14 protein-coding genes and 2 pseudogenes are annotated in these 13,381 nt (G+C 62.1%); 2 read left to right on the forward strand and 14 right to left on the reverse strand.

The features are described 5' to 3' along the window. Positions 1–22 precede the first annotated feature (22 nt). Positions 23–454 carry a DsrE family protein gene (locus AC3D24_RS14750; protein ID WP_489031767.1) on the forward strand — a complete coding sequence of 144 codons (432 nt, stop codon included), beginning with the start codon at positions 23–25 and terminating at the stop codon, positions 452–454. Positions 455–492: 38 nt separating this feature from the next. On the opposite strand, the pseudogene AC3D24_RS14755 reads toward AC3D24_RS14750, so the two are convergent. The 7 genes and pseudogenes from AC3D24_RS14755 to AC3D24_RS14785 form a co-directional block, all read right to left on the reverse strand. Continuing rightward, positions 493–1,103 (reverse strand): annotated as a pseudogene (locus AC3D24_RS14755) (pirin family protein); the annotation flags it as partial. A 295-nt stretch (positions 1,104–1,398) separates the two neighbouring features. Beyond that, positions 1,399–1,974 (reverse strand): NADPH-dependent FMN reductase, encoded by a 576-nt coding sequence (locus tag AC3D24_RS14760; protein ID WP_489031769.1) that lies wholly within the window; start codon positions 1,972–1,974, stop codon positions 1,399–1,401. 76 nt (positions 1,975–2,050) lie between these two features. Then, entirely contained in the window at positions 2,051–2,920 is an 870-nt protein-coding gene (locus tag AC3D24_RS14765; RefSeq protein ID WP_489031771.1) for an SDR family oxidoreductase, read from the reverse strand. 198 nt (positions 2,921–3,118) lie between these two features. After that, positions 3,119–3,703: an MBL fold metallo-hydrolase gene (locus AC3D24_RS14770; RefSeq protein WP_489031773.1), complete on the reverse strand. Its 585-nt coding sequence runs from the start codon at positions 3,701–3,703 to the stop codon at positions 3,119–3,121. A gap of 24 nt (positions 3,704–3,727) precedes the next feature. Continuing rightward, complete coding sequence (locus tag AC3D24_RS14775) at positions 3,728–4,033, reverse strand: hypothetical protein (protein ID WP_489031775.1); 306 nt, start codon at positions 4,031–4,033, stop codon at positions 3,728–3,730. Between the two features lie 254 nt (positions 4,034–4,287). Next, positions 4,288–5,115 (reverse strand): alpha/beta fold hydrolase, encoded by an 828-nt coding sequence (locus AC3D24_RS14780; RefSeq protein ID WP_489031777.1) that lies wholly within the window; start codon positions 5,113–5,115, stop codon positions 4,288–4,290. A 267-nt stretch (positions 5,116–5,382) separates the two neighbouring features. Then, entirely contained in the window at positions 5,383–6,279 is an 897-nt protein-coding gene (locus AC3D24_RS14785; RefSeq protein WP_489031779.1) for a helix-turn-helix domain-containing protein, read from the reverse strand. A gap of 388 nt (positions 6,280–6,667) precedes the next feature. On the opposite strand from AC3D24_RS14785, the gene AC3D24_RS14790 reads away from it, so the two are divergent. Next, positions 6,668–8,083, forward strand: a complete 1,416-nt coding sequence (locus AC3D24_RS14790; RefSeq protein WP_489031781.1) for an aminotransferase-like domain-containing protein — start codon at positions 6,668–6,670, stop codon at positions 8,081–8,083. A gap of 63 nt (positions 8,084–8,146) precedes the next feature. On the opposite strand, the pseudogene AC3D24_RS14795 reads toward AC3D24_RS14790, so the two are convergent. The 7 genes and pseudogenes from AC3D24_RS14795 to AC3D24_RS14825 all read right to left on the reverse strand — a co-directional run. Next, a pseudogene (locus AC3D24_RS14795) lies at positions 8,147–8,446 on the reverse strand (transposase); the annotation flags it as partial. Between the two features lie 30 nt (positions 8,447–8,476). Next, a complete protein-coding gene (locus AC3D24_RS14800) occupies positions 8,477–9,418 on the reverse strand; it encodes a bifunctional helix-turn-helix transcriptional regulator/GNAT family N-acetyltransferase (protein WP_489031782.1) in 942 nt (313 codons plus the stop codon). 529 nt (positions 9,419–9,947) lie between these two features. Beyond that, a complete protein-coding gene (locus AC3D24_RS14805) occupies positions 9,948–10,826 on the reverse strand; it encodes a hypothetical protein (RefSeq protein WP_489031784.1) in 879 nt (292 codons plus the stop codon). A gap of 61 nt (positions 10,827–10,887) precedes the next feature. Beyond that, positions 10,888–11,073, reverse strand: a complete 186-nt coding sequence (locus tag AC3D24_RS14810) for a hypothetical protein (protein WP_489031785.1) — start codon at positions 11,071–11,073, stop codon at positions 10,888–10,890. After that, the gene (locus AC3D24_RS14815) at positions 11,070–12,599 is read right to left on the reverse strand and encodes a PAS domain S-box protein (RefSeq protein WP_489031787.1); all 1,530 of its coding nucleotides are present in this window, start codon (positions 12,597–12,599) and stop codon (positions 11,070–11,072) included. Before AC3D24_RS14815 ends, AC3D24_RS14810 begins: the two co-directional genes overlap by 4 nt. Before the next feature lie 4 nt (positions 12,600–12,603). After that, on the reverse strand, positions 12,604–12,969 hold the full coding sequence (locus AC3D24_RS14820) for a CsbD family protein (protein ID WP_489031789.1): 366 nt from the start codon (positions 12,967–12,969) through the stop codon (positions 12,604–12,606). Between the two features lie 37 nt (positions 12,970–13,006). Next, positions 13,007–13,336, reverse strand: a complete 330-nt coding sequence (locus AC3D24_RS14825; RefSeq protein ID WP_489031791.1) for a hypothetical protein — start codon at positions 13,334–13,336, stop codon at positions 13,007–13,009. Positions 13,337–13,381: the final 45 nt, after the last annotated feature.

The following is a 13,381-nucleotide window of genomic DNA, read 5'->3' on the forward strand; positions in this document are numbered from 1 at the left end:
AACCTATCAAAGGACAATCAGAATGGAAAACACCGAACTTCGCATCGATATTCCGGTCACGCTGACCGACTTGAAAATCGTCTTCAGCATCAGTGCGCTCGCATTCGAGGGCGATCTGCCCGCGCCGCTCTTCCATCTCAATCTCATCACCGGCGACGTCGCCGACTGGGGTGCGACGTCGGACGTCATCGCCGTCTTCCATACGAACGCGGGGCACGTCGCGTTGCACGACGAGGCGTATAACAGCGACCGCAACATCTCCACCGGAAACCCATATAAGGGCTTGGTGGCCGACCTCATTGAGCGCGGCGTGGGTATCGAACTCTGTGGCGCGACGGCAAAAGCCCATGGCTGGGTCAATTCCGATCTGCTCCCAGACATCAAGGTCAACACCGATGCGATGGCCCGGACGTCCCAGCTGGTCCAGCTGGGGTTCGTCAAGATCTCGGAGTGATTGCGGCTTCAGGGCTATGTCCTAAAGCATAGCCTGGCGTCACCCTCGACCGCACCGGTCGCGGGCACCAGATACCCGCGCCGGTTCTTGCCAAGCGGGTATTCCGCCGTCTCGCCGGCTTTCGGCGTGGCACCGACGACGCGCGCATCGGTACGGATCGGCAGCGCGTCGTCGTCATTGTCGAAGCCGGATGCCAGCGTCACGAAGCGGCCTGAGCGCGCGCCCTTTGGAAAGGGACGCGCGCCCCAGGTCGGCTTCCCACCCGTGCGGGTCGGCTGAAGCCATATCTGGAAGATCTTCGTAGGGACGTCTTCCTTGTTATACTCCGCATGCGCGATGCCTGTACCCGCCGACATCACCTGGACGTCGCCCGCTTCTGTCCGGCCAGATTGCCGAGATTGTCCTCGTGCGTGATCGCGCCTTCACGGACATAGGTAATGATCTCCATGTCGCGGTGCGGGTGCGGCGGAAAGCCGGACTGCGGCGCGATCGTGTCGTCATTCCACACGCGCAGGTTGCCCCAGCTTTCCCGCTTAGGATCATGATAACTCGCGAACGAGAAGTGGTGCTTGGCGTCTAGCCAGCCATGGTTGCCACCGCCGAGTGATGCTGTCGTGTCTCCTTGTTTGAGAAGCGCTGCAAAAGGCAGCGTGCCGAACGGACCTGCCCGGCGGTCGGCGGGTTCGTGGTTAAGCGCATCAGCACGTGGTGATCGACGACCAGCCGCGGCGTGTTCTTTGCGCAAACGAAACAACGGACGGTCTCGAGCGTGTCCGGCTGCTTGCTGCTGCACGAAGAACAGAACTGGCTAGACGTGAATGATCTTGCAGCCCGCATCTGCGCTCGGATGCGGGCGCGAAATTATCCAGCCTGGGCTCCAGTGACGCGCGCTGAGCGTCGAATCCTTCTTTCCCGCGACTCCGTATCTACCGCTGACTGTGATGCTACCGCGCTGCAGACGCCAGAGCGGTCAGCTGCTGAGCTATCAAGCCTGCGGTGGCTTCGTCGATGATTTCGCCCGTCTCGGGATCGATCTTGTTCGTCATGCCGCCCACCATGATCTCCGGCCTATTCAGAACGTTTGCATCGAGAAAGACCATGACTTGGCGGAGGTGATATTGCGCGCGCGCGCCGCCAATCATGCCTGGCGAGCCGGTCTGGATCGCAACGGGCTTGCCGGCGAGTGGCTGGGGCGTCACCCGCGATAACCAATCAAGCGCGTTTTTAAGAGCGCCGGGAAAGGAGTAATTATACTCGGGCGTCACGATGATCACCCCGTCCGCGGATCGAATGGCGTCAGCCATCGCCAGCACAGCGGGCGGGAAGCCGTCGGCTTGGAGATCGGCGTCATAATGAGACAATTCTCCGATCGAACCGAGCGCGGCGACCGTGACGCCGTCCGGCGCAAGCGAGGGAAGGGCGCCGGCGAGCGCCGCATGGTAGCTCCCCTTCCGCAGGCTGCCGAGCAGGGTGACAAAGTGGAGTGGCTTAGGGTGGGTCATGTGTTGGTCGCCTTCCATTGGGAGTTCCCAGCTAGGTCGATCCGTCTTTTCGCCGGCAGCGCTGGACCGGCCCGCCTTCGATTAAGGTCGGAATTCAGCTGAAGATGCTCTGATGCGCTGCATCCCCCTGCGGCTTCGAAAGAGCGAAGCGGCCACGGACAAATGCTTCGTACTGTTCCTCCGAGGTTTGACGGCGCGCGTCCAAGATGGGTTGAACGTCATCGGTGGGAGCGTAACGCAGGCGGTCCAAGCCATCGGTTACGGCCTCGAAGACGCACGAAGCGACTTTTCGGACAGCATCGGGGTCAGCAGCTCCCGCCATGCTGCCATAGACCTGGGAAATATGCTCGAGAAACGGGTAATAGTCGGCGTGGATCGGCACGACGCTGCCCTCCGCGCCCGAGCGTGCGACGAAGCCGGTGCTAGGCGCGCCGCCCGGCTCGATCAGCTTCACCCGTATTCCTAGCGCTGCCAGTTCATACCACAACGCCTCCGAAAAGCCCTCGAGCGCGAACTTCGAAGCGCTGTAAACGGACGCCATCGGCGCGCCAAAGACACCGGCTCCCGAGCTAAGATTTACGATCGTACCTGAACGCTGGTCGCGAAAATGCGGCAGGATTGCGCGCGTGACGTCCATCATCCCGAACAGGTTCACGTCGAACTGTCGCTGTATCGCCTCGCGCGGTGTGCCTTCGAAGATAGAGAACAAGCCATAGCCCGCATTGTTGACGACTGCGTCGATGATCCCGAACCGATCAAGACCAGCGGTGATTGCCGGTTCAATCGAACTGTTATCTTCGACGTCCAGTCGGGTTACCAGGATCGCTTCGCTGGATGCCAGATCGCCAGCCTTTGAAGTATCGCGCATGGTGGCGATGACATTCCAGCCACGCTCGCAAAATAGCAGGGCAGACGCTTTCCCAAATCCCGACGAGCAACCGGTGATAAGAACTGTTTTTGCCACGGTGGGCTCCTGATGGAATGCGTGAAATAATTAACCGACATCAGTTTACCGTCAGACATGAGGCGGCTTGACCTGCCGCGATCGGTCGATGGTCAGCCAGTCGCTAGCACGACCAGTAACGGCGCATCGAAACTGCACCAGAACTAGGGTCCACGACGTCATCGCAAACCATTAATGGTAGCGATTCCTTCAGGCGTTTCAGACGCCGCGATAGACGAGCGCCGTGAACAGCTTGCCGCTGATGACCGATCGTCCCCATTTAGCATCGAGGTCTTTGGTTGGCGTAGCTGCCTGTGCCTGGGCCAATGTAAGGCCCTTGCGCTTGAGGGCCGCCACACGGTTGCGGATCGTCACCAGCATGTCGCGAAAGGAGATCTGCGATTTAAGATCGCCGACCGGGCCGTGGCCTGGCACGATGATGGTGTGGGCCGTCGACATTGCGATGTTCGCGTTGGCCGCGGCGATCGCGCCGTTGATGCTGCCACCGGTAACATAATCAATGAACGGATATTGCCCGTTCCAGAATGTGTCGCCGGTCGACAGGACATCAGCGTTGACGAAATAGACCGACATGTCGCCGTCGGTATGTCCGTGCTTGTAGTGCCGAATGCGGATCGTCTCACCATTCTCACGCAACGTGCGGTCGCCGGTGATCACGATGTCGGGCAAGGCGGCCTTTGGCTTGGGCCTGAACGTGTTTTCCCATTCGACGACGCGCACGGTCTGCTGCAAGCGCTGCACCGCGACCCGGTCGGCGATGATGCTGGCGCCCTGCGCACGCACCCAGCCATTCCCGTCGGCGTGATCCTAGTGCCAATGGGTGTCGACCGCAAGCCGGATTTTGCCCGGACCGATCGCTTCAAGGCTTGTCAGGATCATCGATTTCGACACAGCAATGCCGGTGTCCACGAGGAAGAAGCCGTTTCGGCCCGGTAGCGCGGTGATGTTGCCGCCTGACCCTTCCAGCATGGCGATGCCGCCACGCAGCCGATGCGTCTTGATCGGGCCGGCTTTTGCCGCCGCGTTGATATCCGAATAGGGACTGGCGAAAGCGGCCGCTCCGAGCATAGCTGCGGCAACCACGACGAAGGGTAGCGAGCGAAGAGCGCGCATGACGAATTCCTTTAATTGAATAATCGAGAAATTAGGGTGCAGTGCCTATTTTACGGCGCGTGCGGCGTCTTCGATCACTTTGGGCCGGCTGTCTGGATGTTCATGTTGTCGATGACCGGCGTGCCGGTTTCGTGGGTCAGGTTGGTGGGCGGCTTGGCGTTGGTCATGGCTTTGCTCCCACAGCACCGGGGCGCTGTGTCCAGGTCTGGACGGTAGCCGGGGCGAGCGGAGCCAATGCCCGCTCGCCCCGCTGACTAGCTGCGAATGAACGCCAGGATGTCGGGGTTCAGCACGTCGGCATGGATTGTCGCCATGCCGTGCGGATAGCCGGGATAAGTATTGATCGAACCGTTCTTGAGCAGCTTGACCGCCATCCGCCCGGTCGTGTCGATCGGGCAGATCTGATCGTCCTCGCCGTGCAGGATCAGCACGGGTTGATCGATAGATTGAAGGTCGGCGGTGAAATCGGTGTCGGCGAACGCGGTGATGCAGTCATATTGCGCCTTGATGTCGCCGACCATCGCCTGCCGCATCCAGTTTTCGGAGACCGCAGGCAACACCTTCGCACCCGCACGGTTGAAGCCGTAGAACGGCCCGGTCGCAAAACCGTTATAGAAGTCCGCGCGGTTCGCTGCGGTGCCCGCGCGGATGCCGTCGATCGCCTCGGGTGGAACGCCGTTGGGGTTGGTCGCTGAGCGCGACAACCGTGGCGGGATCGCGCCGATCAACACCGCCTTGGCGACGCGGCCGCCACTGCCGTATTTCGCGACATAGCGGATCGCCTCGCCACCGCCGGTCGAGTGGCCGATGTGGATCGCATCGCGCACGCCGAGATGCGCTGTGACCGCTGCGACGTCGGCAGCATAGGTGTCCATGTCGTTCCCCATCGACGCGGGGCTGGACCGGCCATGACCGCGGCGGTCATGCGCGATGACGCGAAAGCCTCTGGCCGAGAAATACATCATCTGCGCATCCCAATCGTCGCCGCTGAGCGGCCAACCGTGATGAAAAACGATCGGCTGACCGGTGCCCCACTCCTTGTAGAAGATCTGGGTGCCGTCCTTGACTGTGATGGTGGTCATGGGTGTCTCTCCTGAGGATTTCGGGTGGACGCGTCTGGCGGCGGCGATGGCTGGCTGCGCCAGGACCATGCCAGCGACAGCGGTGGCGCCCAGCAAGATGTCGCGACGTGAGCCGATCATGGTTGCTGCAGTGGTTTGCTCGGCGTCGTCTGGCATGGTCTCGGCTCCGAAAGGATTTTACGACGATCATGCCGTCGCCAATCTCCTATCGGTCTCACCCCAGTGGGGATCGAACATCAGCGCTGTTTCTGGAACAGTACTGCTGTTTTAATTATTGGAGCGATGCGCGCGCTGCCACGAGCCGGGGGGAGTGCCGACTTGGCGTGCAAATAACCGGCCGAGATGGCTTTGATCGGCGAAGCCACATGAGATTGCTATTTCGGCCAAGGAAACATCGGTGTGTCGAAGCATGTCTTTCGCGCGCTCGACGCGATGTTGTTGAAGCCAAGCAAACGGCGATAGGCCGGTAGATACCTTGAACGCACGTGAGAAATGACTGGGTGACAACGCGCAATGCAGCGCCAGGTCGGTCAGCGAGATATTCGTGCCGAGGTCGTCTCCAAGCGCTTCTTTTGCTCGGCGAACTTGCCATGGCGCTAGCCCGCCGCCGCGTGTCCGCTGCAACGTCATCCCACCGTAGCGCGTCGCGACGTGAGACAACAACGTCAGCATGAGATGTTCGCGCACGAGACGATGATGTGCATCGGGGTGGGAAAGCAGATGGAGAATGCTGTGATGTACACCCGTCAGCACCGAGTCGTGATTAGGATCCTTGGCTTGCGTAGAAATCCAGTCAATTGGTGGCACATCGTTGGCGTCCGCAAGCGCAACAAGGGCAGGTCGCGGAATATGTATTAGAAGAAAATCAACGCATGCATCGATGTGGGCCAGGGTATTGGCGTGTAATGCGAATATCCTAAAAGTTGATTTCTCTTCGGCGGATCTTTGTTTGTGCCGACCGTCGTTCCACACGTCGTAGCTGGGCAGGTCGCTAAGCTGGTATGCAATCACAAAGGCGTCTTCAGCTTCAGAGGATAAATGAATCTTGTTACCCAAATCTACCGAGCTGACCTGGCTGATGACCATATTCGACCCGCCGATGCTAGTCACTAGCGATCGGATATATCCTTTGAAGGGGTTTATGTATACCGGTTGATCGCTCATCAGCTAATATTCCCGATGACTGCTTTTACCAATAGTAGGAGGCAAAAACAATTTATTGCCAAGTCGATATTGCTATCAACCAACTAACGCGAACAGAACTGTGTAGCGTACCCGAGCCGCTTGCTCGATATGCTACGGCCCAAATCGAGCGCTTCGACGAGCGCGCCGCGCGCGCCGTTCAGCCGCTGCGCAAGTTGGGCGACCTGCCAAACAGAGCGAACTTGCCATTGCGCGGGCAGCGTATGCAGGCCCGCGTTGACGCGGCAGGCCCTTGGTCGGGTGTGGGGACGCTTCCGGAGAGCGGTCGATGCTGAGCATTTGTGCAACTCCGGGGTTGTCCATTGCTTCAGCAAACCGCATAGTAGCCACTGCAATGTCGCATTTATGTATGGCCATTCATGCCATGCAATGTCAAGAGAAAACCATGCAAACCTGGACCCCCGATCTCACCGAGCTGTCCGGCCCGAAATATTTAGCGATCGCCGCGGCACTTTCGCGCGACATTGCGCGCGGCGTACTCCGCCCGGGGGACCGGCTGCCGCCGCAGCGTGTGCTGGCGGAGCAGTTGTCGATCGATCTGACGACGGTGACGAAGGCATATAATGAGGTTCGCCATGCCGGACTGATCGAAGGCGGCGGCCGTCGCGGCAGCTTTGTCAGTGATAGTGCGGCGGTTACGCCCGCATTGGAGTCGACGCCGGTCGATACAGGAATGAACCTTCCGCCGGAGCCTGAGGGGAGCACGCTCGCCCGGCGTTTACGCGAGGGGGTCGCCGAACTGCTGGCGCAACCGCACGGGTTAGCCATGTTGCAATATCAACCGAGTGGCGGCACGCCTGTGGATCGCGCTGCTGCGGCCGCTGCCTTGCGGAAGCGCGGTATCGCCGCCCCTGAAGATACGGTGCTGATCACCAGCGGGGGGCAGAATGCGCTTCACGCGATCGTCAGCGCTATCTTGCTGCGCGGCGACTCGGTCTGTGCCGGAGCTTATGCTTATCCAGGCTTTCTCTCGATTGCGCGTCGCTACGGGCTCAACATCATTCCGATCGCCACCGATCAAGAGGGTCTGCTACCAGATTCACTCGAGCGCGCATGTGTTGCAGGGGCCAAGGCGGTATATGTCGTGCCCGAGAACGACAATCCGACGACGGCGACTATGGGGATCGAGCGTCGCCGCGCGATCGCGGCTGTGGCCGAACGACACGGTCTGATCCTGATCGAAGACGACGCCTATGGTCAGCTTGCCGATGCGCCGCTGCCGTCACTTGCGACGTTGGCACCCGAACGGACCTGGCATATCGCCAGCGTGTCGAAGATCGTGTCGCCGGGTTTGCGCGTGGCGTGGCTGCGCGCGCCTTCCACGCGTCACGCGTGGCGGCTCGCTTCCGACCTGCACGAGACAACGGTGATGGCGCCGCCGCTGAACGCGGCGCTCGTCAGCCTGTGGCTGCGCAACGGTGGTTTTGCTGAACTGGTCGGTGAGGTGCGCGCTGAGTCGGTAGTGCGACAGGCGATCGCCGCACGAATTCTAGCCGAGCTGCCCTATGCGTCACAGCCTGCTGGCTATCACCTGTGGTTACCGCTTCCGCCGGGCGCCTCGTCTGCCGAGATCGTCAATGCGCTACGACCCGCTGGGCTGTCCGTCGTCCCCGCCGAAGCCTTTGCGGTAGACCCGTCGCGCGTCGAACCTGCCTTGCGGGTTTCGATAGGCGGCGGTCTTTCGCGCGAACGTTTGCAGCGTACACTCGGTCTGCTTGATGCGTTGATCGCGCATGCGCCCGGGAGGCGCGCGCCGATCATTTGAATACCCGGCACAGGATTTGTACGCCTCCTTTCAGTGCGCAACGCGCGAGATAACGCCATACATGAAGCCTGGGCTGTAAGACGGAAGGAGCAGGAGCCTGGCACCCGCGGCTTCGACGGCGGCACGTACGGCTGCCGCCTTATGGCTGGATAGGGTGTCGATGATGACGACGTTGCCGGGCGAAAGTTCGGGCACGAGGACGCGGGTCACGTAGGTAGTGAAGACTTCACCGTTCCTCGCTCGGTCGAGCACCCAGGGTGTGATCATGCCGGTGCAACTCAGACCCGCGACGAAAATAGTGGTTTTCCGGTGCCCGTGCGGCACGCCCGCCGGCAGTCGTTCGTGCCGCAGCGACATGCCATGTTCGTCGATGCATCAGGGGCACAACGACGATCAGACCGGCGGTACGTAGAGCATTGCGACGTTACACCGCTCATAGCGTTTGCCGAATTCCTCCATGATCTGGGTATCATGGCTAAACCCAAGCTTTTCATAAAGATGGATCGCTGCCGCGCTCTTGGCGTTGCTCAGCAGATAAAGCCGATCACATCCCAACGCATGAGCACGCGCGATGATCGCATGCAGCAGGAATTCGCCGACCTTCTTGCCGCGCGCGTCAGCCGACACGCCCATCTTGGTCAGTTCGAACTGACGCTCCCCCGTTCGCTGCAACGCGCACGTGCCCACGATACCAAGCTGCGGATCCTCGACGAACAAGATGTCGCCGCCCGGCTCGAGGATGCGCGCCCGCGGATTTTTGAGTACATCGATGTCGGTCGCCTCGAGCCGATACATATCGCCGATCCATTCGGCGTTGATACGGTAGAAATCCTCCGCCAACGCATCGCTGAACCGACGGATCGCCAAACCGCCGCTCGGCCGCTGTTCCAAGGGTTGCGAGGCTAGCGCACGCTCGGTCGCCTCGATCAGGCGGAGTAACGCAGGCGCATCGCACACCTCGTCCACAGCCGCACGCAACCGCGGCCACAGCACGGTATTGGCAAGATCCATGGCTTCGCGACCTTGACGGCTGAGTGCTACCGTCTTGTTACGCTGATCGCGCATGTCGCGACTAGTTTCGACCAACTTCATATCGATCAGCCGCGACAGGATCCTTGTGACTGCGGGTTGGCTGATACCAAGGACTCTTACAATTTCGCCGACCGTCATGGGGCCTTGGCGGTATAGCGCCGTCAGGAATGGCATCTGGCTGGGCTGCATGGGCAGGCCGCAATCGACCGCAATCTTCTCGGCGCCCGCCTGCAACCGCTCGGCCAACCGCTTCAGTCGGCTACCGAGCATCACCTGACCTTCGAGCGCCAATATATCCTGCATCACCGTCTCCTAATCTATAACGCAGTATATACCGCGTTATGTAAATGCAACGGTGAAGTGAATTGGCGCCGGGATGGACTTGCCGGGTGATACGTACCCGACAGATGCGCGAGTCTTGCAGAGCGGCTTGCGAGGGCGTCGAGCCGGGGGCGGCACCTCGCCGAGCGGCGCATGGCAACGACATGCGGTGTTGATCGTGGGCGAGGTGGAAAACGATGCCGCACCGATCCGATCGGAGGCACGCGGCATCTCGATCGCTGTGCCGACCGACTCCGGAATTGGTCCGTTACCGTTCCGAGCTTGCGGTACGAAGATGCCAAGTCGACGCGCGCGGCGCTATCGACATGCCAACGGGGTTTCGAGCGTTGCACATCGCGTGTTCTGAGCTGGGGAAAACATGAAGACGTGGTGGAAAAGACGTGGCGGATGAAGATCGTTTTCCCGCCACGGCTTGACCGGATCCACCGGTGATAGACCACCGGCGTAGATCAGGGCGCACCACCAACCCGGTGGTGCGCCCTGTTTTGTATCAGACCCGGCGACGGGCGGCGGCGGTGGCGCCGAAGCCTGCAGCGGCCGCGCCGATCAGCAGCGCGATCACCACCATGAACGACGTCCCGGCAGCGGCACCGGCAGCGGTGTCGGTAGCCGACTTCGCGGTCGCGATCGTCTTGTTCTTCGTCTCGACGAACTGCGCCTTGGCGCGCGTCACCTGGGCCTGCGCCTCGGGACGGCTGATCTTGCGCTGGGCGGCGACGATATCGACGATCCGGCTCTCGGCCTGTGCACCGTCCTGGCCACCACGGGCAAGTGCCGGCAGTTCCTTGGCGATTTCCTTCTGCGCCTGTTCCGGCGTCATCTGCGCGGGATCCGACGGCGCCGTCGACAGATAGGCTGAAGCCTCGTCACGCACGTCGGTCACGTCGACATTGGCGACGTCCGCGACCTTGGGGGCCGCTGCACCGATGCCGCTGCCGGCTGCGGTCGCGACCGAGCCGACGGTGCGGAAGGCGCCGCCGATGATCCCGCCGACGGCCGACGTCAGCAGATAGAGCGTGAGGATCAGCGTGACGCCCCATACGACGAGGCCGTGGACCAGGCCGTCGAAACGATCCTGCACGCCGGCAACGCGCGCTGCGGCATAGCCGCCCGCACCGAGCGCGATCACCGTGGTGATGATCCAGTAGATCCCGGCGCCGATGCCGAAACCGGTCGCGCCGGGCGTGGTGCCTTCGACGGGATCGACCAGGCTGAGGCCAATGCCGGTGCCGAGAATGCCCAGCACCAGCTGGACCGCGATCGCCAGCACGACGCCGGCAAAGATCGCGCCCCAGGATATGCGCGTCGGGGTCTTCGCATAGCGAATGTCATCGACCGGCAGACCGCCGGGCGTCAGATGGGTAGCCATAATCACTCCTGTTATTCGTAAGGTAAAATTGCTCTTCGTGACGAAGATCCGCGCGACGGCGTCAGTCCTTGCCGTCGCGATCGATGGGGGGATCGATAGGGTGTTCGGCTTTTGCCTGTCGGGCGCCGGCCTTGCTTTCGCTCAGGCCCTGCTTCTCGACGGCGGTGTTGCCGATGATCTTGCCGATCGCCTCCTGGACGGAGCCCTTGGCCTGACGGGCTCGACCGGTGTTCTTGTCGCTCGTCATGCTGCTACGTCCTTGAGAGGGCTGCCGGCACGATGCGGCATCGGCATCGAATCGCCGTCGAACCCGCGGGCGCGTGCCCAGGCCGCGGCGGCGTTGCGACGGTTGACGCCGATCTTGGCGTAGATGCGTGCGACGTGATTGCGCACGGTGTTGCCCGAGACGTCGAGCGTACGGGCAATCGACTTGTCGTCGAGTCCGCGACAGATGAGTGCCAGAACCTCGCGCTCGCGCTGGGTCAGCTGGTCCAGTCCGACGCCGGCCGGTTCCGCGTCGGGCGTACGGATCCGGGCGAGCTTGTCCATGATCGACCGGCTCAGCCAGCTGGTATCCTTCATCACCGCTTCGATCGCATTGACGAGCTCGCGTTCCGACGCCTTGCGGATGCTGATGTCGCGCATCGCCCACAGCACACAGGCCTCGTCGTCCAGCTGGATCGGTTCGGCCGAGACGATGCAGTCGAGGATGTGGCCGTCTTTCGTCCGAACCCGCACTTCGCGATCGCGGATCGGGTTGCCTGCCTCGATATCGGCTTCGATCGCCTCGCGCAGGGCAGGGGTCTCCCAAAGCTCGACATCGCCGAGCGGACGACCGATGATCTCCGAGGCATAGCCGGTCAGCCCGGTGAATGCCTCGTTGACGTCGCACAGGCGGTGGCCGTCCAGCGCGCCGATCGCCAGCGCGACGGGCGCCAGCGAGAAGGTCCGCATGAACCGCTCCTCGCTATGCCGAAGCGCGGTCTCGGCTTTGCGGCGCGGTTCCAGATCGGCGAAGGTGAACAGCATGCACGGCTGATCGCCGAGGTCGATCGGCTGGCCGGCGACGATGACGAGCTTCGTGCCGCCATCCGGCAAGCCGAGTTCGGCTTCCATCTGCGGAATGGTACGTCCCTCGGCGAGGCGTTCCTTGCCCAGCTCGCGTTTCTCGGCACGCTCCAGCACGTCGATATCGTAGACCGTACGCGACAGGACGGTCGCGCGATCGTGCCCGGTCATGTCGATAAAGCCCTGATTGACCTTCACGAAGCGAAGATCGCACAGGCGGCAGATCACGGCCGGCGCCGGGTTGGCGTTGAACGACTGTTCGAACCGGTCCTCTGCCTCGAACCGGGCCGAGACGTCCTGGATCACCATGACCAGGCATTCGGGTTCGTCCGCGTCGTTGGTCAGGACGAGGCTGCGGACCTGGTGGACCCAGCGGGGCTCCTCCTCCCCTGCGACCGCGACCTCGACGACGACTTCCGAAAACGCCTCGCCCGACACGACCCGCTCGATGGGATAGTCCGCATCGTTCAGCTTGTGGTTGTTGCGATAGCGCAGCTGGAAGCGCTGACGATACTCGTCGACATCGGCCCCGAGTTCCTCGACCGACGCGACCCCGTGCATCCCGAGCGCCGCATCATTGGCCCACAGGATGGTCTGATCGGGGTCGACCAGTATGACGCCTTCGTCGAGCCCCGCGATGATCTGGCGCAGATGGCGCAGATCGGCGGAGTCGCGCAGCGACTTGAGGGGCGGGGCCGATGCCACGCGATCAGTCGCGCTGGCCGTGGACGAGCCAGGCGATGCCATAGCCGACCGCCGCCGCACCGAGCGCCCACAGGATCGGTGCATCCTTGGCCGATGCCTGCGCGGACCGTGCACCACGCTTGGCGGCTTCCGCGGCGCGATCGGCGGCTTCGCGCGCATCGCTGCCGAGCTTGTCGGCGAGTTCCGGGGCGCCGTCGACCACGTCTTCGATCGCCGACCTGGCACGCCCGTACAAGTTCTGCGCGCCGCCAGCGACCTGATCGACGACGCCGTCGACCTGCCAATTGCGGCTGTTCACGGTATCGCCAACGGCCTTTTCGACCTTGCCACCGACATAGCGGGCACCGCCCTGGAATTCGTCTTTGTTCATTGGTTTATCCTGTTCGAAAGAGAAAATGGCGCGTTCGTTACGGCAGGACGCCGCAGCCAGCGCCGGCCTTGCCGACTTCCAGCGCGATCGCCGGATCGCGCAATTGCGTTGCCACCCGGACAAGGTCCGATGCGGTCAATACGCCGGGGCCCGTGTCGCCCTGCCGGTATGCCGCGGCGGCCTTGCCGAGACGCTGCAACTGACCGAGCGACAAGTTCGCCTGGAGACGTCCACCAACGCAATCGGCCCGTGCCGGGTCGAGGCCGTAGCGCTGCAACCCGGTCGAGATCCGGGTTGCCGGGGCGGCGCAACCGGCAAATGTCACGAGCAGGGCCATCAGCCCGCCCGTCGCAAACACGCGTTTCACAGATCATGGTCCACTTGCCGGCCGGTGCGTAAGTGCTACCGGACC

This window comes from Sphingomonas sp. SL1004 (genome assembly GCF_057815015.1).

Bases quoted from the DNA above. Each gene is read 5' to 3' on its own strand.
- AC3D24_RS14780 (WP_489031777.1), bottom strand. From the start codon at position 5,115: ATGACCACCATCACAGTCAAGGACGGCACCCAGATCTTCTACAAGGAG.
- AC3D24_RS14820 (WP_489031789.1), bottom strand. From the start codon at position 12,969: ATGAACAAAGACGAATTCCAGGGCGGTGCCCGCTATGTCGGTGGCAAG.
- AC3D24_RS14790 (WP_489031781.1), top strand. From the start codon at position 6,668: ATGGCCATTCATGCCATGCAATGTCAAGAGAAAACCATGCAAACCTGG.
- AC3D24_RS14785 (WP_489031779.1), bottom strand. From the start codon at position 6,279: ATGAGCGATCAACCGGTATACATAAACCCCTTCAAAGGATATATCCGA.
- AC3D24_RS14750 (WP_489031767.1), top strand. From the start codon at position 23: ATGGAAAACACCGAACTTCGCATCGATATTCCGGTCACGCTGACCGAC.
- AC3D24_RS14805 (WP_489031784.1), bottom strand. From the start codon at position 10,826: ATGGCTACCCATCTGACGCCCGGCGGTCTGCCGGTCGATGACATTCGC.
- AC3D24_RS14800 (WP_489031782.1), bottom strand. From the start codon at position 9,418: ATGCAGGATATATTGGCGCTCGAAGGTCAGGTGATGCTCGGTAGCCGA.
- AC3D24_RS14775 (WP_489031775.1), bottom strand. From the start codon at position 4,033: ATGCGCGCTCTTCGCTCGCTACCCTTCGTCGTGGTTGCCGCAGCTATG.
- AC3D24_RS14810 (WP_489031785.1), bottom strand. From the start codon at position 11,073: ATGACGAGCGACAAGAACACCGGTCGAGCCCGTCAGGCCAAGGGCTCC.
- AC3D24_RS14760 (WP_489031769.1), bottom strand. From the start codon at position 1,974: ATGGAAGGCGACCAACACATGACCCACCCTAAGCCACTCCACTTTGTC.